23 protein-coding genes are annotated in these 23,316 nt (G+C 53.3%); 10 read left to right on the top strand and 13 right to left on the bottom strand.

The genetic code is table 11. The features are described from left to right. Positions 1-284 precede the first annotated feature (284 nt). Positions 285-1,562 carry an IS66 family transposase gene (gene tnpC / locus OEG84_RS23690; protein WP_267651873.1) on the bottom strand — a complete coding sequence of 426 codons (1,278 nt, stop codon included), beginning with the start codon at positions 1,560-1,562 and terminating at the stop codon, positions 285-287. Positions 1,563-1,890: 328 nt separating this feature from the next. Further along, positions 1,891-2,157, bottom strand: coding sequence for a hypothetical protein (locus tag OEG84_RS23685; protein ID WP_267654809.1), 267 nt, complete (start codon positions 2,155-2,157; stop codon positions 1,891-1,893). Positions 2,158-2,958: 801 nt separating this feature from the next. Here OEG84_RS23685 and OEG84_RS23680 point away from each other — a divergent pair. The 7 genes from OEG84_RS23680 (at position 2,959) to OEG84_RS23650 (ending at position 8,737) form a co-directional block, all read left to right on the top strand. After that, positions 2,959-3,864: a hypothetical protein gene (locus OEG84_RS23680; protein ID WP_267654808.1), complete on the top strand. Its 906-nt coding sequence runs from the start codon at positions 2,959-2,961 to the stop codon at positions 3,862-3,864. Positions 3,865-3,948: 84 nt separating this feature from the next. Next, complete coding sequence (locus tag OEG84_RS23675; RefSeq protein ID WP_267654807.1) at positions 3,949-4,428, top strand: hypothetical protein; 480 nt, start codon at positions 3,949-3,951, stop codon at positions 4,426-4,428. Then, complete coding sequence (locus OEG84_RS23670) at positions 4,428-6,521, top strand: AAA family ATPase (RefSeq protein ID WP_267656337.1); 2,094 nt, start codon at positions 4,428-4,430, stop codon at positions 6,519-6,521. Before OEG84_RS23675 ends, OEG84_RS23670 begins: the two co-directional genes overlap by 1 nt. Next, positions 6,514-7,290 (top strand): FtsH/Yme1/Tma family ATP-dependent metallopeptidase, encoded by a 777-nt coding sequence (locus OEG84_RS23665; RefSeq protein ID WP_267654806.1) that lies wholly within the window; start codon positions 6,514-6,516, stop codon positions 7,288-7,290. Before OEG84_RS23670 ends, OEG84_RS23665 begins: the two co-directional genes overlap by 8 nt. A gap of 298 nt (positions 7,291-7,588) precedes the next feature. Then, positions 7,589-7,816, top strand: a complete 228-nt coding sequence (locus OEG84_RS23660; protein WP_267654805.1) for a hypothetical protein — start codon at positions 7,589-7,591, stop codon at positions 7,814-7,816. Between the two features lie 432 nt (positions 7,817-8,248). Then, positions 8,249-8,587, top strand: a complete 339-nt coding sequence (locus tag OEG84_RS23655) for a hypothetical protein (protein ID WP_267654804.1) — start codon at positions 8,249-8,251, stop codon at positions 8,585-8,587. Between the two features lie 6 nt (positions 8,588-8,593). After that, on the top strand, positions 8,594-8,737 hold the full coding sequence (locus OEG84_RS23650) for a hypothetical protein (RefSeq protein WP_267656336.1): 144 nt from the start codon (positions 8,594-8,596) through the stop codon (positions 8,735-8,737). A 182-nt stretch (positions 8,738-8,919) separates the two neighbouring features. Here the strand turns inward: OEG84_RS23650 and OEG84_RS23645 are convergent, their stop codons facing one another. From OEG84_RS23645 to OEG84_RS23635, 3 genes are all read right to left on the bottom strand, one after another. Further along, on the bottom strand, positions 8,920-9,213 hold the full coding sequence (locus OEG84_RS23645; RefSeq protein WP_267654803.1) for a hypothetical protein: 294 nt from the start codon (positions 9,211-9,213) through the stop codon (positions 8,920-8,922). 448 nt (positions 9,214-9,661) lie between these two features. After that, on the bottom strand, positions 9,662-10,909 hold the full coding sequence (locus OEG84_RS23640) for a hypothetical protein (RefSeq protein ID WP_267654802.1): 1,248 nt from the start codon (positions 10,907-10,909) through the stop codon (positions 9,662-9,664). Positions 10,910-11,055: 146 nt separating this feature from the next. Further along, positions 11,056-11,484: a hypothetical protein gene (locus OEG84_RS23635; protein WP_267654801.1), complete on the bottom strand. Its 429-nt coding sequence runs from the start codon at positions 11,482-11,484 to the stop codon at positions 11,056-11,058. 500 nt (positions 11,485-11,984) lie between these two features. Here OEG84_RS23635 and tnpC (OEG84_RS23630) point away from each other — a divergent pair, with 500 nt between their 5' ends. Further along, complete coding sequence (gene tnpC / locus OEG84_RS23630; protein WP_267651873.1) at positions 11,985-13,262, top strand: IS66 family transposase; 1,278 nt, start codon at positions 11,985-11,987, stop codon at positions 13,260-13,262. 140 nt (positions 13,263-13,402) lie between these two features. After that, positions 13,403-13,855 (top strand): hypothetical protein, encoded by a 453-nt coding sequence (locus OEG84_RS23625; RefSeq protein WP_267654800.1) that lies wholly within the window; start codon positions 13,403-13,405, stop codon positions 13,853-13,855. Positions 13,856-14,097: 242 nt separating this feature from the next. On the opposite strand, the gene OEG84_RS23620 is transcribed toward OEG84_RS23625, so the two are convergent. Together OEG84_RS23620 and OEG84_RS23615 are read right to left on the bottom strand one after the other, a co-directional pair. Next, on the bottom strand, positions 14,098-14,691 hold the full coding sequence (locus tag OEG84_RS23620) for a hypothetical protein (RefSeq protein WP_267654799.1): 594 nt from the start codon (positions 14,689-14,691) through the stop codon (positions 14,098-14,100). A gap of 78 nt (positions 14,692-14,769) precedes the next feature. After that, positions 14,770-15,594, bottom strand: a complete 825-nt coding sequence (locus OEG84_RS23615) for a DUF2846 domain-containing protein (protein WP_267654798.1) — start codon at positions 15,592-15,594, stop codon at positions 14,770-14,772. A gap of 602 nt (positions 15,595-16,196) precedes the next feature. On the opposite strand from OEG84_RS23615, the gene OEG84_RS23610 reads away from it, so the two are divergent. Beyond that, positions 16,197-17,795, top strand: coding sequence for an ATP-binding response regulator (locus OEG84_RS23610; RefSeq protein WP_267654797.1), 1,599 nt, complete (start codon positions 16,197-16,199; stop codon positions 17,793-17,795). A 4-nt stretch (positions 17,796-17,799) separates the two neighbouring features. Here OEG84_RS23610 and OEG84_RS23605 read toward each other — a convergent pair whose 3' ends face one another. The 6 genes from OEG84_RS23605 to istA all read right to left on the bottom strand — a co-directional run bounded on the left by OEG84_RS23605 (position 17,800) and on the right by istA (position 22,365). Then, positions 17,800-18,408, bottom strand: a complete 609-nt coding sequence (locus tag OEG84_RS23605; RefSeq protein ID WP_267656335.1) for a response regulator — start codon at positions 18,406-18,408, stop codon at positions 17,800-17,802. A 163-nt stretch (positions 18,409-18,571) separates the two neighbouring features. After that, complete coding sequence (locus OEG84_RS23600) at positions 18,572-18,868, bottom strand: hypothetical protein (RefSeq protein ID WP_267654795.1); 297 nt, start codon at positions 18,866-18,868, stop codon at positions 18,572-18,574. Between the two features lie 48 nt (positions 18,869-18,916). After that, positions 18,917-19,366, bottom strand: coding sequence for a hypothetical protein (locus tag OEG84_RS23595; RefSeq protein ID WP_267654794.1), 450 nt, complete (start codon positions 19,364-19,366; stop codon positions 18,917-18,919). A gap of 51 nt (positions 19,367-19,417) precedes the next feature. Then, positions 19,418-19,933, bottom strand: coding sequence for a hypothetical protein (locus OEG84_RS23590; protein WP_267654793.1), 516 nt, complete (start codon positions 19,931-19,933; stop codon positions 19,418-19,420). Positions 19,934-20,064: 131 nt separating this feature from the next. Next, positions 20,065-20,823: an IS21-like element helper ATPase IstB gene (gene istB / locus OEG84_RS23585; protein WP_267652424.1), complete on the bottom strand. Its 759-nt coding sequence runs from the start codon at positions 20,821-20,823 to the stop codon at positions 20,065-20,067. Positions 20,824-20,835: 12 nt separating this feature from the next. Continuing rightward, positions 20,836-22,365, bottom strand: coding sequence for an IS21 family transposase (gene istA, locus OEG84_RS23580; RefSeq protein WP_267652423.1), 1,530 nt, complete (start codon positions 22,363-22,365; stop codon positions 20,836-20,838). Positions 22,366-23,316: the final 951 nt, after the last annotated feature.

The following is a 23,316-nucleotide window of genomic DNA, read 5'->3' as shown; positions in this document are numbered from 1 at the left end:
CGGTTGTTGTCACCGGCACCACGAACACGTAGCGCCTGAAGATGTTATATTACTATACGGATATTGAACTTAACCATCATTTTAATATTGTTAGGCGATGATGTCCGCTGCAATTGCCTTGGCTGACCTGATGGCGAGCGCAATGGTTGTAGCGGGTATGGATTCCGCCAGTCTTTGAGTTTTCCAAAGATGTTCTCGATCTTGTGGTGGCTAGTGCCCATAGTTAGTTAACATGCATGTAATTACCCACCCCCGAATTCGTGATTTCCGGTTCTTCTACCGGCCTATGCCAGGACGGATGCGATGACCTGGAAGGGGTTTGCGCCTTTGAGGCGGGCGGTGTCGATGGTCGTGCGTACATCCGCCTCGGCTTGGGCGGCCCACATGGCGCGATATCCGTTTGTCACCTTTCGCTGAATGACCCATGGACGGAGCTTTCGCTCAGATGTGTTGTTGGTGACATCGACTTCTCCGGGATAGTCGCAAAACGTCAGCAGCTGATCGCGGGCCCGCCCGATCTTGGCCTGGAGCTTTTGGGCCAGGTCGCACGAAGTCGGGGCGCATAGAAGCCCGGCAAGCTGTTTATCGAATTTGCGCTTCTTGCTTGCGACGGTAGACGCAGCGAATGTGCTTATGGCTCTGGCGAAATCAAACACACGGCCAAACCAAAGCTGGAAGCGAAGAGGGAGATCATCCTCGCCATGTTCCAGCGCAAAGGCTGTATCACGCGCCAAATGTGCAAGGCAGGTTTGATGTCGATGGCCGTGAGATTGCTGGGCTGAATACCGATCAGATATCCATACCTCGGGGACATGGCCGCCCATGGTCTCGTGAACGACCCGTGCTGCACGGGAGTAATCGGGCTGGTGGACAACAGCATCCTTGCAATGAAAAACCCAGTGTTGGGCATTTGTGCCCTCGATACGCACACCGGTTTCGTCGCTGGCGACAACGCGGGCGGCTCGAAGGCTGGCCTTGGCGGCCTGTGCTGTGGCCTGGAAGCTCGGACGGGAGCGGGAAAACATGTTCATGATCGCGCCCTCGCTCACATTAAGGCCGAAGATATCCATGAACACACCGCTCAGGCGTTCGTAAGACAATGCATGGAAACTCTTGAGGTAGATCGCCAGCGCGTGAATGCCTGGCCCGAACGGCGTTGCGGTTGCCACGGCAGGTGCGGTGGCTTTTGTTGTCGTGCCGCATTGCGGGCAATGACAGGAAAAACGCCGATGCCGGGTGACATGAGGACGGATCGCAGGAATATCGATCTCGTCATAGGCCCCGGCCAGCACCATCGTATCATCACCGGAAAACGCATGGCCGCATCTCTTGCAGGCGGTCGGTTCATGATCGCGAAACATGTCGGCAAAATCCGCCAGCACCCTATTGTGGGGTTCATGCCCGGGCTTGGCTCCACCCGGTCGTGAGTTGACGCGTTTCTCTTTCTTGTCCGTCGAGGGCGGCTTGGAAGACGTCCGAGAATCCTTGGAAGGCCGTTGGAGCCGAAGCACCATCTCGATCAATTCGTCCTTGCTCAGCTGCTGCAAATCAGTCCGATCCATATCATCATGGATTCAGACATTGTGGTGCATGGCAAGGGGGTGGGTAATTACACATGCATCTAGGCCCCACCTGCATTGAAACAGGAACGAATGAATGTCCGCTTAGGTCAACTGTCGTCAGTTAGCGGCCAGTTCCCTCCCTACCCCATTTAGGCCATTCGTTCCCAGCGTAGTGAACGGCAGCTTCCCGCCCTCTTAGGACCTCGGTGCAGAGTGCAGCGAATGACTGCTTGCAGGAGCTGGGACCAAGAAAGCGAACGGCCGCGCTGAGGGCGCAAAACTGTCACCCAATAAGTGGGTGGAGGACGTCAGTTGATCACTACGCGACTTATTTCCTGAACGGGACCACGTTTGATCCACCGTTAGCGAAAACCATGGCACCTTCGTTTCGAATCGTGGTGACAGCCTCTTCGAAAGCGGCTCTGTCGTCGTCAAACAAATCATCCCAGACGATTGATGTTCCGTCGTCGATCACAACTTCCAGCGTCCACCCAATTCCACCTTCAAGCTTGTAGATGTCTATCTTAAAGGGAACGCCGTCTTCGACAATCCGCCGCGACATGCCTGAAATGATCAGGTTTGGTTCCCGGTCCATGATGGCACCTCTGTTGTATCGACGTTCAGATAGTATGCGCTCTGACGACCATTGCCAATGTCTGTAACAGGTCGGTCCGCAGCTGGACGAGGCACCGCCGCCGTGGGGTCGAAATCGGCTATTCAGCGATTGCGACTATCAGTTTCTCAGGAGCGCAGTCAGGAAGAGGTCAGCCTGATCACAGACACAATTACCAACCGCCGATCGGAAAGGCAGCTGCAAGAAAATCCTGTCCGTCTTGGAACTACTTTAAGCGTTTCAGCCGACAAGAGAGCCGCATAACATGCTAGTTGCGTAGTTGTTCTTTGGCTGGTCTTTCAAGACGCCCGCGTCATCTGTTAACCACTCCGGAGCTCTGTTCCGGATACGTTCTTTTTTGTCTTGCCGGACAAGCAACTCCGGACTATTTATCGTTTGTCGCCAGAAACTGAATTTCTGCAGTGACTTAACGGCCCCCGCCGATGCGTCAACATCGAACGAGGGCCTGACCCGCAACCTTGGTAAGAAGGCATAAGGCTATGTTGACCTTTATCGTTATCTCCCCCGATGGGGAAGACCGATCCCACCCCTCTCCTGTTGAAGCCCGATCACGGCAACGCATTACGCGGGCTGGCGACCTATGGCGGTCACCTATCTCGTTCTCTCGTCGCTGATCGTTTCACTTCACTGCGATAGCGCCAGTTCCTCGCCGACATTAAAGCTCAGGCTTCCCCATCTTGGACAGCCAATGCGGAAATTATTTCCGCATACGAGCCTCTGAGGCTGCCTGGCTGCCGTCATCGCTCCCCACAGGAGATTTCCATGACCAAACTCAAGAAAACCACTGCACCCGTGTATGCGCATTCCGCCAATTCTCTGGAACTGAAGCAGCAGTTCGATGCGTTCATCAACGAACTCGTCGATCCCTCGCTGTCGGTAGACGCCATTGCACAAGCACTATCTGGCGGTATTGATGCCCTTGCCGCTGTGCTTCGTCCACTGCCTGCAATTGAAGGCAGGCTCATCGAACTCGGCATCGCTGCAGTTGCCAGGTGCAATACGGACCTGAAGGTCCTCACGCAGAACCTGCGGTTACCAGTTTCGCCAACTGCGCTGCAAATCGTCGAGATGAATCACGCCGAGAATTTCAGGGCGTTAACGTTCGATTCCGACATGGGCGGCCGCAAGACATATACGCCGGACTTTGTCATTCTCAATCAACGCACGAATACGGCGCACGTGGTCGATGCGAAACGCAGTGTCTACACATATGACCGCGTTCGGCTTGTTGATCTACAGAACCGCATGAAAGCGGCGGGTCTTTCGTTGCCAGACTTCCTCTACAAGGAACATCAACGCCTGAACGTCAAGGAAGTCAGGATCGTTATCCTGACTGCTGACAGTCGGAAGACGGACCTGAACGGCGGTATCTGGCATCTCTCGCAGCTGGACCACCTGGTTCAAGTTGAAGGTGCTGGCGCAGCGATCGCATCTTTGCAGGCAGAGTTTCGCTCTCGTGTTGACGAACACTGGAAACAGGCATGCGCGGCTTTCGCCCAGGCCTGTCATTCGCCGATAGCACCCCCGGGCAAGTCCGAGGGCACGTTCTATGAGGTGGAGACTGATGACGAGGATAATCAGTCTTCTGACGAAGCCGACGTCATGGACGTCAGCGGCAATGCGCAGCTGATCAAACTGGGCTTTGCTCAAGCGCCTACCCGTCACTGACGGACGCCTGCCTCCACTCACTCATCAACTTTTTTGTTCACGACACCCGCCGATCCCAACGATCCGGCGCAGGAGAAATCTGTCATGCGTAAATCCGATCCCACCACCAAAAGCAATGTCATCGCGTTTCCAAAGCAGCAGCGGAAGCATCCTTCCGCTACCTCGGTCCACCCTCAAAGACCTCTTACGCGCAAGCCTAAGCGGCGGCAGAGCAAACCCTCACCCGAGTTCCGACCTCCGCTTCACGCAAGTACGGGAGATGACGTACTGCATCGACATCGCCAGCGAATTGAAATCCTGACGATGAAGGGCAACCCGACGCCTGAGCTGATCGATGAGATGGCTCCAGGTCTTGTCCGCAACATCCTTCGCCGCGCCGGACCAGATTATACCGGCAAGGCCGAGCTAACCAAACATCTAAAGCGGCGGCTTGATCTGATGTGCCGCTTCAAGCATCCCGCGGCCCTCATCCTGAAAGACTGGCTTGATGGAAACAGACGGTTCCTGCCAGCCAACATCCAGACAATCGCGGAGTATTCCACATGCGCCGAGGAGCAAAAGTGATGAGCAAGATCAACAAACGCGTCTCCAAATATCTCATTGCTCGACTGAAGCGCGCCGCTCGGCTTAAATCCTTTGGGCAGGCCATGGACGCTGGCATTCTCGAAAGTCAGCCGCTCGCCGAAACTGAGCACGGCGGGGTGGTCTGGAACCTCGCCGCGGAAATGGCAGTGCTGATTTCCGGTGATGTCGATCAGGACCGGAAACTGGTCCAATCGCTTTTGGAGGCATCCTCACGAAACAGGAAGCAAATCGAGAGACGGATCAGATCTGGCGAGTTCGATGCATTCAATTTGGATGAAGAAAACGGCGCTGATGAAACTGTTGGCGCATCCGCCAAGTCTGCTGGAAACGCTTCGGGACATTCCGACACGCTGCCTGAAGCTGGCGGTGAAAGTGAGCCGCCCGCAAACCTGACGTCCAAATCAGGTGGCCCAGTTCCTGGAGAGGGTAAGGCGGCCAATTTGTCCTCTCAGAAAATGGCGGCACTTAGGGGTTATGTTCTTTCGATTGTTGCAGGCTTTGCGCCGGCACCCAAGGTTCCGGAAGTTGCTGCAGCACTACTTCTAGCAAGGGCAATCGAGCGGGATGAGCACGGCCTTGACCGACTGCTCTCGATCATGAAACGAAGGAAATCGATTGTTGCTGTCCAGGTCCCAGTCAGGGATTTCGAACGACACTTCGGCTGTCTTCTCGAAGACGGCTTGCCGTTGCCGTTTCATGTGTCGCTTGAACCGATAGCAGAAGGCCCAACGTTGACTGGCCGCTTCAAAGCACTTGCGGATACAACGCCACGGAAATCCTTCAGCTGTTTCGGGAGCGCTTCGCTAAAGCGGTATGATGATGATGACGAACTTCGCACGATCGTATCGAAGCGGGTTCTCACGGCGTTCAAACCGCTCATCATTTGCGACGAGCGTGATCAGCCCCTACCGGCTCGGCTTGTCGCTGTCGCGGACATGGTGATCTCGGGAAGCGGAATTGATGCCAGCCTGATCGCAGATGTGCTTGCAATCTGCCACAACATCCCGATCACTCGGACTTGGTTCCTCATGACGGAACTCGATTTCGAGCCCGGTCATCTCGGCATTGATGATCTCGCGATTGCAATTCGCCCTGGACGGTCACCGACCAAAATCATGGCAATCCTGACGACGCTTGAAGCCGAAAACCGCGCCATGGCAGAAGCAAAGGAGGACGAAGAAAAGGAGGGCCGATTAGGCGCTTTGCTAAAACGCTCTGATGCAAAGAAGCGCGAGAAATATTCGGGCTGCTTCGACATCATCGAGCCAGACAAAGAACTGACTGCGCCAGAATCAGGCAAGGGGCAGACGGCGAAACAATCTGCCAAACCGACGTCCGGAAAGGATCACCTCTTCGTTGAAAGATTGGCCGGTTATGGTGATGCACAGCAATGGGCGCTTGATCTCAAGCTCGACCTTGAAGCATTCGGTAACAAGGAAGTCGGCTGGCCCGATCTCAGCTCACGGCTGCTGTTATCCGGGCCGCCCGGCACGGGCAAGACAACATTCGCAAAGGCACTCTGCAACACGCTTCAGGTTCCGCTGATCGCGACGTCGGTTGCGAGATGGCTGGAAGCGTCGAATCTTGGCGATGTTCTGGCAGCGATGAATGCAACATTCAAACATGCCACTCGCAGTGCACCTTGCATCCTGTTCATCGATGAAGTCGACAACATCGGAAACCGCGGCAGCAGTGACCGACCATATGATGATTACTGGTCGAGCCTCGTAAACCGCGTGTTGGAATTGCTGGATGGAGCGGCAAAAACGGAAGGCGTCATTGTCGTTGGAGCAACCAACCGGCCAGACAAGATTGATCCTGCACTTTTGCGTTCAGGCCGTCTTGAAAAGCACATCATCATCCCACAACCCGATACCGCTGCCTTGGTAAAAATCATTGCGCATCACTTAGGAAGTGACCTCGACTCGGTCTTGAACAGCAGTGAGATGGGCAGGTCGACCGGTCGCAACAGTTCGGCGGAGACTTTGCTTGCACAGACCAACACCACCATTGCCGGCAACGGCAGTGATCAACTCCACGACAGCAAGGAAGGAGTGCTCATCAATGGATAATTCTCATCTCTTGGCTGCAGCGCCCGATGTGAACCCGGTACTCCTGCCTTTGGCGCTGGCTGCTGCTGGTAGCACAGGTGCAGACATCGAGCGTCTGATCCGTGAGGCTCGTCAGAAAGCTCGCCGTGAAAAAAGGCAGCTCACTTACAGCGACATCCACGCAGCGCTTACCGCGGGCCAGGCAGCTATGCCACCAGACCTCGTCTGGCGCATCGCTGTCCACGAAGCAGGCCACGCGCTGGCGTGGACTGCGTTCGACATCGCAACCGTCTTTACTGTGACCGTTGGAAATGGGTCTGGCGGCTATGTCGAAAGCGAAATGCGACAGGGTGTTGTCCAAACTCAATCTTGGTTCAATCAGATGATTGCTTGTGTACTCGCTGGACAAGCAGCAGAAAAGCTCATCTTTGGCGAAGCTGGTGTTGGCGCTGGCGGTAGTGAAAGGTCTGACCTTGCACGAGCGACCAAGTTTGCGACTGACTCTGAAACGAACATCGGGTTCGGCAGGGTTCAGCCATTGCTCTATCGATCATTGGAAGAACAGCCCTCCATGCTTTCCCTTGATCGACAGCTTGCGCAGCATGTTCATGACCGGCTTGAGGCCGCAGAGAGGATGGCTCTCGAACTGCTGTCCCAGCATCAGGATGCATTGTTGGCACTGGCAACCCGCCTTGCAGAAGCAAAGACGTTGGATGGCGGCGAAGTGAGAGCACTGCTTGTTCAAGAAATGAATGCCGCCGCAACCGGCTCCAAAAAAGCGGCGCCCTGAAACTGCGATTCAGAATTCGGCTTCCGCGTTACCAAACCCGGCGCCCGCGATTCCCAGGTCGGCCTTTGCGATTCTCAATACTGAAACGGCGATTCCGACCCAGGATTCGCCGTTTCGGAAATCAGTCCCTGCGTTGCCAAATTCAGCCTTGGCGGATCCGATCTCAGCGCAGCCGTTTCCAACCCAGGAATCTGCGATTCACGTCAGACGATCAGCGGCCTTCACGGTCATGATTTGCGTTAAGGCGTGAATCAGCTAACCAAGAGCCAGGGCGGGCCCTCTTTCAGGAAGGCTCATTATGACAAAAAGACATAAGCGGAAACCGGAACTCACTTCGGCACAGATTGATGACCTCGTCGCCTGGACGACAGACATGCATAAAGACTTGGTCCCTCTGCTTTGCGACCTCAAGCCCCAGAGCGCACACTACAATGCTGTCGTTGACCTGAGCGATGCGCTGGCACGGACAATCCGAAAGGTCTCGGGCGATGAACCCAAATGGATGCAGCCCCGCATCAGCCGTTGACGCCAACGGTAATTCAGGCCCGTGGATTCTGGTAACGGCAAGTTGCGGCGGCGTGCTTGGAGATTGTTGGCGCTTCCAACGCTCCATGCACTCAAAGGCGGCTGCAGGGAATTCAGCAAACAGCGCGCCGCAATTTGATATCCATTGAAGCAACGTGCAGGTGACCCGATTCAAGTCATCGCGACGCCAGCTCAATCCGCAATGACGTGCGGGCAACTCGAAACAAGTCAGCTCAATTTATCCTGCCGCGATTCTGGACTCGGTCTTGCCGATTCGAAGCCGGGAAACCGCGATTCCTCTTTGCACGCCGTTTGTGGCAGTGGGGTTGGTGACCTCGAAACCAAGCCGCGGCCCCCCCTTCCAGATTGTCAACATTGGGAGGCAAACGGCGTTTGTTCCTTGCATCGCCGGCCATCAGACTGGGTTTCCACGATGAACAGGGAGATCAGGATGACAAGAAAAACAAATGGGGACAGAAATGCCAAGCAGCGTGCCCGCCAGCAGAGAGTGAGAGATGAGGCCCGTTTTCGCTGTCGGCCGTCGCGAGATGATCTGGCCCGCATGCTGCTGTGGAAAATGATCATGAGTGCCGAGAAGCACCATCTAGGACAACGCCAGGCGCTGGACCGGTTGCGCGATGAGATAGTTGATGGCCTTGAGCTTCAGGGGTTTGATGTTCGTGAAAGCGAAGATGTCTTCGAAGAACTTGCTGCACGTTACGCCGATGGTCTCTTTCCATTCCGTCCTAAGCGGCATCTGAAGCCTGCCTGAACCGCCATGTTCAGTGCCGTTTTTCAAACGCCGTTTAATCAATCATATTCGCTTTCCCCCATTACTTCCGATCACGGCGTTTGCGGAGGAATCGCAGCAGCATTGCTCAACTTTCCTGAAACAAGCTTGCTGGCAATACATATTGAATGATGGCAATGGTAGTTGACGATCTCCTCTCGTAGGCGACATCAGATAACATGAATGTGGACACAACATTCAGTGGTGAGGAACGCCAGTTAGACGTCTGATCGCTGGATAATCGAATGTTTATGGCCCGCGTTTTCTGGGCAGGACATATATTTAGCTGTGGTCTTGGCGCTTGTGCCAAGGTTTTATGGACATACGCCTTCTTCCGGGCAGGCATTGCCACCGCAGCAAGTATCTACGCCGTGAACACAAGCCATTTTGGCATCGTTGCAGATATTAATCACATCAGTTTTTTCTTCTCCTGTTTCAAGATTGATGAGTGCAGGAGACATCATTGCAATCTCCACAATCTTCGAATTTGAACCAGCCAGAGCAATATTTGGTCCAGCAATGAAAGCTATTGAAAAAATGGCGGCAAGAATCACTTTTTGCATTTGATTTCCCTTTTCTAGATTGGGCGCAATCATGGAAATTTGCATGCACCTATTTCCAGTATGCGCTCTCCTCACTCCATTAAGCCGTGCCGATGAAACCAAAAAATGTCAGACGCTACAACTAGGACACATGTACTAGCAAAAAATTTGGTGACCTTCCCTCGCTCGGTTGCTCAACCATTTTTCGACAATGCGTAAATCCGGCCACCAAAATATACAAAGACACAACATCGTTCTCACCAAAAACGCCAAGCGGCATCCTTGGTTTGAACTCGACCTAGACCTCCGGTCCATTGAAAGACGGTTCCGTCCATATTTCTGACATTTGTCGGATTTTATTGCGCGGCGGCCCAGACATTTGTCCACAACTCCGTTCACGTCTTTATGGCAGGTCTCGATTGAAACCCAGGCATTAATGAAACAGAGGTTTTGAGGCAGAAGCTGCCGATCGGTTCTCTAAATGAGATGGAAGGAAAATTGTTGACAAAGCCGATTAATAGCTCTCGCAGTGACTTGCCATTGCCCTTTTTGCTTCAGAGGTGCCGCGAGCAGAAAAACTGGCAATTTCCTGGCCCGATTGATTGGTGATCATCATATGCCCGGCAGCGGCAAAGCCCTTTAGAAAAGCCGCGCTTGGTTGGAATTGACCGGTCCACGCTCTGTCGGGGCCAAAATACCACATTCTGACGGGGTAGTTGGGAGACACTCTGTCACTCGACACGAAAACAATATTGAGCACCATTTCAGTGTCGTCTTCTCTGCTCAACAGCTGGATATTCTCCCCAATGAGCAATGCATGCGTTTGGTCAGAGTCCTGCGAACATCTCAGGGAAAAGCTATTGTCGTCCTGTGTTATCTTTGAATATGCATATTTTTTCCCCCGGCTGTCTTTACCGGCATTCGTTTTCCATGAAATCTGGTTTTGCGACAAATCTGCAGATGCGCCATCACCTTCTTCCGGCATGCTCCAGGGCATGAACTCAACATAAACGGGAACGCCGGGGGAAAATGTGACGTCCTGCTTGTTCCAATCGAACCGCATGGCATTTGCCATCCGGCCATTCAGATCATTGCAATAGTGTTGATAAATTGCAGGTTCGGGGACGACGATCATGTCGGAGCCGCTGCAAACCGCGTTGATCATTTCCGTTTTCAGTGCCAGATAGGCGCCAATTGTCGTTCCCGTTTTAGGGAGCTCGTAATAGACGCGGGCTCCAATCGTGGTCAGGGACATCCGGTCCTCAGGCGTCTGAGCTACCCTGATGAAATCACGAGGCCTGACGGGTTCGAAGACAGAATCCGTTACGTTCAACCAACTTTCTTTTCGCTTGCGAAAAAACAGGAGTGCATGGGTGGCCGGAACTCCCTCATCAAATATCGACTGGGATATTCCAACTAGTGGATCGCCATTTTCCAGCCGCCACAGAACCACCTGAATTTCTTCGGCACCGCCGCCGGTCCCTTCGTCCACAATCCTGATGTAACCATTACGTTTATCAACTTCGATCGGCAAATACTCGTCCCAAGCCGAAGCCTTGACGACCCATTTTCCGCTTCTTTTCTCGATCCTGTACTCCAATTGCGAACTGGCCATTTCCCGCAGCTCGGAATAAAATTGAAGGATATCATCCTTCGCTTCCACAGCACCGACATTGGTACTGCAGACAGAGAACAGAGCAATCAAGCAAAGCACAAGTTGCCTTGCTGAGCTACGAGACGATGAGAAGAACCTGAATTGCATTTGAAGAGAAAACCTGTCCGAAAATTGAATTTGCCATTCCCGGCAACACCAGATGCACTTGGAAATTTTGATGTCGTATCGCGGGACCTGGTATCCGGCTTCAGAAACTCGCTTCTGCGTGCCTTGCTGCCGATCAGGAATCCCTATTAGTCAGGAACCGAACTGCATTGAATTTTCATCGGAGGTTTGTGACATCCACGCGGCCACCAGTAGTTGATTTGTCCGGAGTAAAACGTGCCACACAAGTCCTGGCCGTTGCAGTTGCATTGAGCGCTTGAGTAGCAAACCGGCTGTGAATTGTTTGGCACCCAGCCTGTCGTAAAGCTGCCGCCGACCTGATCCCAACGTGATTTGTACGTTTGCGCCGAAATCTCGATGTCCGGTTGATGTGGATTGGGCTCTGCGGCGATCACTGAGATCGACGGAAAATCTGTGTGTATGGTTCGCTGATTTTCAGCCTGGTCAAGCAAGGAACCCGATCCATTGGTTTCAGCCAGACCGGCTCCCGAAGTGAGGCACAACAGTGCTCCTGCAAGAAAAGTGACTATTTGTAGAGAGCTTCTTTTGTCAGTCATAGATCAATCCTGAAAAATGTTCGGTTGTCATGCGTCAACATTGGAGCCGAAAGCAGATCACAGGCAATTGGTACAGATGTACCATGTCGCAAGCTCGCGAACGGGATTTTCATCTATGCTTCGCCGCACTTAACCGTCTCGATCGGAGACGCCGGATGAGCGGCTACGGTCTGGCTGGCGATTGTCGGAGGCTGTCGAAATCCGGGTATTCAAGGGGTCGGCGTAACTGTCGCCCCAACGCGGAGCAGTTTGAGCCATCCGCTGATTGAACCAAAGGAGATCGGTTTCCACCTCCCCAAAAAGCTCTTTCCGCGATCAGAGCCTGGTTCCTGTGGTTGCAAAGCAGACAAAGTCCGCGGCGCATGAAGACGACATTCATGCCTCGGCTGCTTTGCTAGCCTGTACATCTGTACATGTAGACACCCAAGCCCGAATTTCGCTAGTTTCCAGTAATTACCCACCCCCTTGCCATGCACCACAATGTCTGAATCCATGATGATATGGATCGGACTGATTTGCAGCAGCTGAGCAAGGACGAATTGATCGAGATGGTGCTTCGGCTCCAACGGCCTTCCAAGGATTCTCGGACGTCTTCCAAGCCGCCCTCGACGGACAAGAAAGAGAAACGCGTCAACTCACGACCGGGTGGAGCCAAGCCCGGGCATGAACCCCACAATAGGGTGCTGGCGGATTTTGCCGACATGTTTCGCGATCATGAACCGACCGCCTGCAAGAGATGCGGCCATGCGTTTTCCGGTGATGATACGATGGTGCTGGCCGGGGCCTATGACGAGATCGATATTCCTGCGATCCGTCCTCATGTCACCCGGCATCGGCGTTTTTCCTGTCATTGCCCGCAATGCGGCACGACAACAAAAGCCACCGCACCTGCCGTGGCAACCGCAACGCCGTTCGGGCCAGGCATTCACGCGCTGGCGATCTACCTCAAGAGTTTCCATGCATTGTCTTACGAACGCCTGAGCGGTGTGTTCATGGATATCTTCGGCCTTAATGTGAGCGAGGGCGCGATCATGAACATGTTTTCCCGCTCCCGTCCGAGCTTCCAGGCCACAGCACAGGCCGCCAAGGCCAGCCTTCGAGCCGCCCGCGTTGTCGCCAGCGACGAAACCGGTGTGCGTATCGAGGGCACAAATGCCCAACACTGGGTTTTTCATTGCAAGGATGCTGTTGTCCACCAGCCCGATTACTCCCGTGCAGCACGGGTCGTTCACGAGACCATGGGCGGCCATGTCCCCGAGGTATGGATATCTGATCGGTATTCAGCCCAGCAATCTCACGGCCATCGACATCAAACCTGCCTTGCACATTTGGCGCGTGATACAGCCTTTGCGCTGGAACATGGCGAGGATGATCTCCCTCTTCGCTTCCAGCTTTGGTTTGGCCGTGTGTTTGATTTCGCCAGAGCCATAAGCACATTCGCTGCGTCTACCGTCGCAAGCAAGAAGCGCAAATTCGATAAACAGCTTGCCGGGCTTCTATGCGCCCCGACTTCGTGCGACCTGGCCCAAAAGCTCCAGGCCAAGATCGGGCGGGCCCGCGATCAGCTGCTGACGTTTTGCGACTATCCCGGAGAAGTCGATGTCACCAACAACACATCTGAGCGAAAGCTCCGTCCATGGGTCATTCAGCGAAAGGTGACAAACGGATATCGCGCCATGTGGGCCGCCCAAGCAGAGGCGGATGTACGCACGACCATCGACACCGCCCGCCTCAAAGGCGCAAACCCCTTCCAGGTCATCGCATCCGTCCTGGCATAGGCCGGTAGAAGAACCGGAAATCACGAATTCGGGGGTGGGTAATTACAGTTTCCATTTTGAAAACGCAACAAGTCTGTTTGCAATATGCAGAAATCTTGTAGGTATTTCAGAATGTTATTCGTTTATTGGAGGCTTTCATAATGCGTTTTTGGCTCGCTGCGTTTATATTTCTGTGTGTGAACAATAGTGCCGCGTTTGCTCAGGGCTGTGTCGATTATGACATCTATGATGCCGGCAAGACATATCCAGGCGCCCGGTTCATTGTGAACTATTTGGCCGACATCCAGGAGCAGGATCTTTACAACTCCAAAGGGGTGGGGTTGTCGAATGCGGAACAGATCCTGCGTCAGGATCGCGCCAATGTTCACAAATTCAAAACCGGCAGCGAGATGGATAGTCATGACAGTTTTTTCGGTAAACCAGCAAACCGCGCGCTGCTGGAGACCGGTCAGCTCGTAACTTATTGCAACATTAATCTCACCGCACTCAAACGCCAGATTTCGCAGGGCCGAGTTCCCGGCTTGCTTGACGTGATGGTGTTCAAGATGCTTGGCACGGGACGCTATACGGTGTTCATCAATGTTGTTGGCTAACAGGGATTTTGCCTGCGTAGAAATCCATTAAAGCGGCGCGGGAACCTGTTTTGGCCAAGCCGCTTCTTTCCCGACATAAAGCGATTGGGCACTGACGCCCAATGACTTCAAGACCATTCGCAACCTGGCAGTCGCGCTCAGCTAGGCTGTCGTGATTGAAATTGTTACCAAAATGACTGTGCTCATGATGGCTCTCATGCCTCTGAATCGAGGGAGAACGTGCCTGCGAATCCAAGGGCTATTCATTCACTGTCTGTCGCAGGCTGGTTGCGCTCTCGGTTGGCCCGCTGGTTCTCCTTGAAAGGAAACAGCCAAAACCCAAATGCCGATACGAGACACAATACTGATGGAAAAACCAATACGATTATTGCAACGAAGAATATGGATGTAGCAATTATTGCAAATGTAACGGGCATTACAGCGAAGAATATATCAAGTCCAAGGTATTTGGAAACAAGAATGGATGTGACTAGTTGAGCGGACACGAGCAAAAGAAAGACACAAAATTCCCCGTCACAAATAGCCATATCCATTTTGCTTATGAAAATGCTCGCAGTCACGGCTACCATGGACGCGACTAGAAAATGGAATGCCGCACGGCCGGAAGCATTGCGCAGAAAGAGCGCGCCGCAATACAGCGCGAGATAGGCAACAATTATTGCTGAGGTAAACATGAGTTCAGAAGGCATGGTGATGTTCCCTTGGTGGAGCCCGTCTCTGAGAAAACTGCGCAAATCATCGGCGCCGGCGGAGCGGCAAACGCCAAGGGACGTCTTTGATGGCGCAGCCTGGAACGCCCGCTTTTGCCTTGCGCCAGATTGCTCGGCCTGCCCCATAAGGTGATCCGGGATTGATGTGGTCGGAATGAGTTTCGCTATTGAGTAGGCGGAAAGATGCGCTCACCCTGTCTGCCTCTATCCGCGCACACCCCCGGTCGACGTTGCCCCCTTGAGTTCGAAATTCTCCCCCTCAAGCAGTTTCTTGATCTTGATCCACGCCTTTGATGCCATGCCGGGCGGCGGCGCGGCTTTTGGGGCATCTGGTATTTGATAAGACATCTTCTCGGTGATCTTGATGAGCCCGCCACGAATGATTATGTTCGCTCTCGAGTCCTCTTCCACATTGACCTTGTCGCCAACGTACAACGGGGAGCCTGGTCTGGCCGGCAATGTCCTGATTCCCCGCTCAATAAACACCCTTCCGATGACGGAGCTGATATTGCCTTCGGATTTGACCACTGAGCCTCTGTATTCGTTGATAACTTTCACAAGCGAATATTTTGCGATTTCAGCGCTGGCTTTTGCCGCCGGTACTTGCCTGATCTTGACCTTCGAGGTGTAGATTGAATCCGGACCATGCTTCAAATAATAGGTGCGGCCGGCATCGGCGTTCAGCTCAAATTGCTCCACCCCTTCGGAATAGATACCGAGATGGGATTCCGGCGTGAGCGTTTTTATCCCGGCATTTGTCTTGATGGCTATAAACGATCCGTTTTTCAGTGCGCCAATTTTGGTTCCATTGTACTGAACTGGCCATGCTGTCGCGGAGCCGACAAATCCGCCTTCGCGGTAAATCAGCAGGAACACCTCGTCGCCATTGAGGCTTTCAGCCCGTTGAGTGCTAGCCGCAACAATCGTTCTCTGTTCACCGCTTCCTCGTGTCGAGACAGCGCTGGAGGATTCCCACGTTGACGAACACCCAGATGCAATGAACAGAAGAATTAGAAACAGGTATTTCATGAAATTTGCTATTTCTTCAGTTCACATACCACGGAATTATTTCCTGAGTTTTGGCGAATGCCAATGTATCCTCGATATTGCCAGGTCTCTTTTGCCTTTTTAAGTGCATATGAATTCGAATAGAAATCCGTGTTGCAGTACCGTCCAAATCCAACGCAACCGCTCTGTATTCCATTGCAACGGGTATCTGTGTACAGGCCTTGCACATTTCCGGCATGATCACTGAAGTAAAAGGGTGCGCTTGTGCCTGCCAGGCTGGCGGTCGACAAAGCGCACAACAATGCTCCGCCCAGGAAAGTCAGTTTTTTAATTGAGTTTTGATTTCCAACCATTTTCGCTTCCAATCATTGCTTATTGCCAAGGTGGCTGAAAGCTAGATGCGAGAGACGGGCTGTTGCAATTGGGACAGATGTACTAGTGCGCCAGCTCTTCTGCCGGGCTAGGTTAGGGCGTGTTTATTAGGATAGACGTCGTATGAAAACGCTGTTTCCCGGTGACGTTGACTTCCAGGCGGACCGCGCCCGCTTGTTTGCGCGTGCGCCCGCCAAGATTTTTTTGGCCACATTGCTTCAGCAAGCGTACTCATCTATCTCGCCTGGGATGTGCTGGCGCTGCACTGGCTTGCACTGTGGGGCGTTTGGGAAATTCTGGTGACGCCAACTCTGCTCTACGTTCTCGGCAAACAAGCTGAAAACCCGACGAGCCGGGAGCTCAATCTGGATCGTTGGCAGAACAAACTGCACGCGCTTTTTGCCCTTGTTGGCACCAGTTGGGGTACGTTTCTCTTTTTCGGGCTGGACGTTCAAAACCCGGCGCATTTTTCCATCCAGATGGCAATCGTGGCGGGGGCTTCAGCCGCTGCCGCTCGCTCCCTGGGCATATTCAAGTTCTCGTTCTTTTTCTACGAAATCCCCTTTACCGGGCTACTCGCCATCCGGATTTTCATGATCGGCGGCGATTTTGTTCTGCTGGGGGTTCTCGTCCTCATCTTCGCTGTCATGATGTGTGGATTGGCCAACGACACCAGCGAGGAGTTGTCCGAGTATCTGGCGACCAAACTCGAAAATCTCGATCTGGCAGATAAATATCTCGCTGCTGCAAAGAAGGCGGATATAGCCAATGCCGCCAAGACCCAGTTTCTGGCGCAGGCAAATCACGACTTGCGTCAGCCAATACATGCCATCGGGCTTCTTACCGAGTGCTTGCGGGATCAAAAACTCGATGCCGACGGGGAAGATGTTCTGGATACAATTGATCTGTCCATCGACAATCTTTCCAATTTGTTCAAATCCCTTCTCAATGTCACTTCACTGGATTCCGGCGGCCTGAAACCCGACCTGACAACTTTTTCTCTGGATGAAGTGCTGCGCCAAACCGTGCGGCAAGCGCTGCCTGAAGCAGAAGAGCATGGTGGTACCATAAAGCTGGTCGGCACTTCGATCAGTGTGAAAACCGACAAGGCCCTTCTGTCTTCGATACTCCAGAACCTGGTTTTCAATGCTGTCAAATACGCCCCGGGAGCCAAGATACTTCTCGGTGCAAGGGTCAGAAATGGCGCGGCGAGTGTTCATGTTCTCGATCAGGGAATTGGCGTGCCGGATCATCTCCAGGAAGCGATTTTTAACGAGTTTGTTCGCGGCAATCCGCACGGTCCGGGCCGCAGGGATGGGCTGGGTTTGGGGTTGTCGATTGTATCGCGGACGGCGCGCCTTCTGGGTCTGGATGTGGATTTCAGGTCGACAGAGGGTGTCGGTACCCATGTCGCCATTGAGGGACTTCGCGTTTCGTCCCGACCAATTCAAGAACAAGCTGTTGCCGTTTCCAGTGAGGTTTTCAAAAAGCCCAACAAGACTGTGCTGATCATCGACGACAATCCTCAGGTGATGAAGGCAATGAAGAACCTTCTCCAGAATTGGGGCTATGACGTGGAGACCAGGACTCCCATGTCGGAATTTCCAGCACGCTTTGACGTGCTGCTTATGGACTATCACCTCAATACCCCGAAAAACGGCATCGAGCTTGCAAGAGAAATTAATCAGAGAGCCCCGGTGCCTACCGCAATTATCAGCGGCACCATCACCGACCAGATCGAGGGATTTGCAAAACAGGAGGGATTCTGGACACTCCACAAGCCTGTGTCGCCAATGCAACTGCGATCTGTCCTATTGGCAATGACAGCCAACTACGCCGACGCAAGCTGATGAGTTATATCAAGCCATACAAAACGGCCAATGCCGATGCGGCCGAGCGAGTGGATACACCCAGTGACTTGAACACTGCGGAAATATGTGCGCGCACGGTAAAGGGAGAAATCCCCAATTCGCGCGCAATTTCCTTGTTTGTTTTTCCCTGGCCCAATCCGACGAGCACATCGATGTGCCGTTGCGGGAGGTTCGGGATAATGCTTTGTCCGATCGAATCATCGCCATCCAGACAGACAACAATTTCACCCTCGACGACTTTGTTGATGGAAAGCATAATTTCGTCGGCGGAGACGGATTTCGAGATGAAACCGTTTGCCCCCGCCGCGATCATTTCGTCCGCAACCGTCTTGTCGTCAGTCATTGAAATAACAACCAAAGCTGACCCAGGATATGCCTTGCGCAAATCAGCAACAGTTTCCGCACCCTTGAAGCCGGGGAACACCAGATCAAGCAGCATCATGATCGGAGCTTCGTCTTTCTGCGCCTCTAACAACAAGGATTCCGTGTCCGTCACCTCGACAAGAGACGCCGTAATTACGCGCTGAATGATACGTCGCAAACCTTCACGGAATAGCGGGTGATCGTCAGCAATAATAATCCTGCCGACCAATGCTTTACCCCCCGAATTCCCAAACCATCATGAATCAGCAGTACGTTATAAATGAGTGGCGCTCAAGAGACCGAAAACCGGATGCGCTGGACACACCGTCTTAAGTGATCAGAGAAATTCGCTTCAACCTGGATACCATTAAAACCAGAAAATCTCAGAGGGCTCACACATGCTTCAAATCCTGTGCAATTTGGTCGTACCGGGTCTCGGCACCCTGTTTATGCGGAAGCCGGTTGTCGGGACCATTCAGTTGCTGCTGCTGGCTTGCGCGTTGGTGCTCGCGGCAACCGTTTTTCTTGTATTTTTCGGAATTGTCGTTTGGTTTATTGATTTGATCTGGGCGCTTGGAGTTGGCATTTTTTGGTATAGGCAGGCGCGCAAGAAATAGGCAAGACCGCAACAGTCTCCCGGACTCTCCAAAACAATGGCGGATCGTGACGGCGGTGAAGTCAGCACCCATCGTCAAATTTTGTAGGGGATCCTGAGTGCTTGGAACTTTGAGTTTGGCTCAGAAATAGGTGAAATTGATATAACCAATCAGCGCTGCACCACCCAAGACGCAAATTATGAAGATGAGTGGTGCGATCAAGCCGGCAAAATACCCAAGGCTCTCTATCCAGAGAATTGGTCTTCTGGCGATGTGGGCATTTGCAGGGTCAACAGGCGTCTGAACCGGTTCACCATGCTTGAGCAACGGATTCCGGAAATGCTTCATGAGTGGAGTAAGCGTAAACCAGAAATAGATGAGGCCGACTACGCCATATAGCGATAAAGCGATAAATCCGGGAGAGCCGCTGCCTCTGAAGAGAACCCACCCCCAAAACCCAAGTGCCAGAATTCCAACCGTTGTCGCGACACCTATGCTGGCAGCAGGCGTGATGTCGACTTCAGCATCACAATTTCCGCACTTGTAATGAACAATCGAATTGTAAATCTGCATCTTGCGCGAAACCGGCATCAGATTGGGTTGGTGGCATTGTGCACATCGTCTGATTTTGGATATTTCCACTCACTTCGCTCCAAGTTTGCAGTGTTTGCGGATCGCGGCAACTCCAATAGCCCTGCCCTTAGTCCCAAAAGTGTAGGCAAGCTCACCATCCTGATTCAAGATGTCCAGACGATGCGACGCCGCTAAAGCATCAAGCTCGGATTTGCCGGCATTGATCGAACCAAACCAGGCCTGATCTCCCTGACCGCCGTCAAAATAGTTGGCGCCCAGACGCTCTCGATAAGAGGTGCCTCCGGACAAGATGAAGCGGAGGGATAAACTGGCGTCCGCGTCATCTTGCGCATATAATCTTGGGAGCGAGATTGCGAAAAGCTTTATACCAAGACGATTGTCTTCCCAATCATTTCCATCGCAGTAAAATTCGAATGCGAATTCATGCATCTCAGTCCGCATATTTGCGAATGCCAGACCATTTGCGTTTTTGCCGGAGATAGTTGTCCATTCATTGGCATCGACTTTCCTAGTGGCTGACGTCGCCATAACAATTGATACCAATATCACCACAATTTTTCGCATATGGCTTCGCCGCATTTGATCCTGTGCGCATTCCGGAGTATCCGGCCGGCCATTCCGATAACATCCGGCCACCTAAACCGGGGTATCCGGCCACCCTTATATAGCGGCTGCGAGGCCTGATGATTTGGTTATCAGGATTGGATGCTTTCGTCACCTGTTCCGAGTTTGGTTTTCCTCATGCTCTGGCCGTCGAGTTCGACGCGATAGGCGTTGTGTACGAGGCGATCGAGAATGGCATCGGCGAAGGTGGGTTCCCCGATCACGTCATGCCAGGTGTCGATGGGCAATTGGCTTGTGATCAAGGTTGATCCAACCTCGTATCTGTCCTCGACTATTTCCATAAGGTCACGACGCTGACTGGCATTGAGGCGATCCGGTCCCCAGTCGTCCAGGATTAGCAGTTGAGTTTTGGTAAGGGCCTTGAACAGACGCGGAAAGCGTCCGTCACCATGGGCCAGTTCCAATTCATCAAAGAGACGTGGCATGCGCTTGTACAGCACAGTGATACCGTCTCGGCAGGCGGCTTGCGCCAGAGCGCAGGCCAACCATGTTTTGCCAACGCCGCAGGGGCCAGTGATCATCAGGTTGCGCTTGTCCTTGATCCAGCGCCCGGTCAGCATCTGCTGGAACATGGCTTTGTCGAGGCCGCGCCGCGACTTGTAATCCACGTCCTCCGGCGAGGCACCGACGTGGCGCAGTTTTGCTGTACGCATGCGGCTTTCAAATCGCCTCGTCTCACGACTGGCGGTCTCTCGATCAATGAGCAGCCCAAGCCATTCAGCGTGGCTAAGCCCGGCTGTGCCGTCCTGTTTTTGCATCTCGGCAAAGGCTTCTGCCATGCCGTCGAGCCTGAGTGTTTTGAGCTGATCCAGCGTTGGGTGATCAAGCATTCTCTATCCTCTTCAATGGAAGTAATCCGCACCACGGATATTGGGGTGAGTGATCGCAGGGCCGTCCGTGGTGGGTTCGCGGCGCTGACGGTCCAAACCATTCTTCAGAATGGAATGCAGGGATGTGTAGGAGTGGGCGTTGATCTCAAGCGCACGCAAACAGGCGGCATCCAGGCGCTCCCGCCCGAAGGTCTTGGCCAGCCGTAAAACACCGAGGCACGTTCTGTATCCTTGTTCGGGATGTTTGCGCTGGCGCATGATCACATCGACAAAGACCTCAACATTTGGGCCGATGCGCACAGCTTGCCCGCGGATACGCTGTGGCGTCCAATCCTCGCGGAAGCGATGATGGGCGGGCATGTGATCGCGGATCGTGGAGTGCTGGCGATTGCCCGAGGTTCTGGCGTGAGAGGCAACGCGTTGCCCATTAAAGTATACCTCTACGGTGCGTGCGGTGATCCTTGCCCATAGTTTTTGCTTCAGCAACTGATGCGGCACCGAGTAATAATGGCGGCCAATATCGACATGGTAATCGAGGCCCGCGCGGCACTGCTTCCATTCGGCATAAACATAGGCCTCCATAGACAAGGGCTTCAGAGCGGGCCGATCCAGGCGTTCAAACAGATCGCGGCGGCTTGCACCAAGATGGCGACTGACTTTGCCGTTGAGCTGATCCAGCAATGGCCGGATGGCAGCGTTCACCTCATCAAGGCCAAAAAAGTGCTGGTTGCGCAGCCGCGCCAAAATCCAGCGCTCGGCCAGCAAAACAGCGCCTTCCACCTTTGCCTTGTCTTTCGGCTTTCCAGGCCGCGCCGGAACGATGGCGGTATCGTAATGTGCCGCCATATCACCATAGGTGCGATTGATCTCAGGATCATAAAAACAGGCCTTGGTGACGCCTGCCTTGAGATTGTCTGGAACCAGCTGCGCAGGCACGCCACCGAAGAACTCAAAGGCACGCACATGGCTGGATACCCAGTCCGGCAGGCCCTGTGTCCAGCTGGCTTCGACATAGGTGTAATTGGACGCTCCCAGCGTCGCGACAAAGATTTGTGCGGTGCGCACCTCTCCCGTTTTGGGGCAGACAACATCAACTGTCGGGCCCGCGTAATCGACAAACAGCCGCTCGCCTGCAGGATGACGCTGACGCATCACCGGAGACAGCTTGCCTTCCCAGCGGGTGTAGAGCTCACAGTATCGGCTATAGCCGTATCCATCGTGATGAACCCCGCGATACTCCTCCCACAGCAGCGACAGCGTCACGCCCTTGCGCCGCAACTCGGCATGCACATGCGCCCAGACAGGCTGAGGAACCGCGCGACGGACATCGCCGGGGCAAACGGGAAACAGGCGGTTCTCAAGGTCGGCGTCCGACAGATCAGCAGACAGAGGCCAGCTCAAACCTTCCAGATCAGCGCGCCGAAAATATTCCGAAATCGTCGCACGGGCCACGCACAGGCTTTGCGCCACCTGGCGGCCTGAAAATCCATCCGCCCGAAGCCGCAGGGCTTCCCTTATCTTCCGCATAGGCAATCTCTTCATAAAGGGCTCTCTCCATCCAAAGGAACGGAACAGTAGCCCTGTTACAGATCGCCTCGCAGCAGCCTAAACTGGGTTGAAATGGGGGTGGCCGGATGCCCCGGAATCCCCGGCCGGATCAAATCGGAATGGGTGGCCGGATGCTATCGGAATCAGTGGCCGGATCGTCCCGGAATACGCAATCCTGCCCAAGTTCAAAATATCAAAGTAAAAATGCGCCCGACAAGTGAAGGCCTCATGTGCTCCATCTGATTTGGTTTTATCGACATCCAAGTGCAGTCCTTATGCAAACATACCCAATCCAAGAGAGACCCATGAATTGGGTATGTTGATTGCCCGGCGTTAGTGAATCTCTGTCTCTGACAATGACCAAAGCTACTCCGTTCTCCTGCAAGGTAAATTGGTACATGTGTCCTAGTGCCCCAGCCATGCTCCGCCAATATCAAATGGAAAAACTGGAGTTCGGAACATCTTATTGCTCTGGGCAGGTGTTGGAATATTATTCAGGTTTCTGGAGCGCGCCGGGATGGCTGGATAACGCGTGGACATTGTGCCTCTGGCACCAGAATCTGCACCGACTGTAAGCGTCGTCGCATTCTGATGCGCTAGCATCAATGTCATTACATGCGATGCGAAAAACAAATTTTCGTACAACATAAATAAGATTAGTTTTCGCCCAATTGGCATTTTTGTTGACTTGAGATGCTAATCTTGTGGCTTCGGTTTCTTGCAATATTGGCCGCTGCCCAATTCTTCCGAAATACAAACCGGTAGGGAGCGCCCATTTATCCATAATCGGCGGAATCCGGAAATTATTTCCGCGTTTCGAGGCCCATAGATCCATTTCTGTTCTTGCGGTAGAATGTTGACCAAGGTATCGTTCAATGTATCGCTGAAAGCGCGGCAAAACTCAATTAGGCCTATTTTGTCAATGTAATGGGGGCTTTGGGGGAG

It is taken from the genome of Hoeflea algicola (assembly GCF_026619415.1).
Classification (GTDB): Bacteria; Pseudomonadota; Alphaproteobacteria; order Rhizobiales; family Rhizobiaceae; genus Hoeflea; species Hoeflea algicola.
Note: the sequence above shows the minus strand (reverse complement) of the source record. Positions and strands in the feature narration are given on the sequence as shown.